The organism is Rugamonas fusca (assembly GCF_014042365.1).
Lineage (GTDB): Bacteria > Pseudomonadota > Gammaproteobacteria > Burkholderiales > Burkholderiaceae_D > Rugamonas > Rugamonas fusca.
Window position 1 is genome coordinate 1 of sequence record NZ_JACEZS010000105.1, and the last position, 255, is coordinate 255.

Annotated in this window: 1 rRNA gene; it reads left to right on the top strand. The window is 45.9% G+C overall.

The features are described 5' to 3' along the window. Positions 1-109 (top strand): 23S ribosomal RNA (locus tag H3H36_RS26510); the annotation flags it as partial. Between the last annotated feature and the right edge of the window lie 146 nt (positions 110-255).

The window sequence follows — 255 nt, forward strand, 5'->3', positions numbered from 1 at the left end:
CTTGAGCTCCTTGAAGGGTCGTTCGAGACCAGGACGTTGATAGGTCAGGTGTGGAAGTGCAGTAATGCATTAAGCTAACTGATACTAATTGCCCGTACGGCTTGTCCCTATAACCTTAGCAGGTTGTAGTGAATGAGAAGTGCGTTGTAACGTTCGTTGATACAACTTCATTACCCAATTACTTCTTCCAGATTCTGAGTAACGCTGCCCGATTGGGAGCGACTACTCGTACAAGTCAAAGCTTGATGACCATAG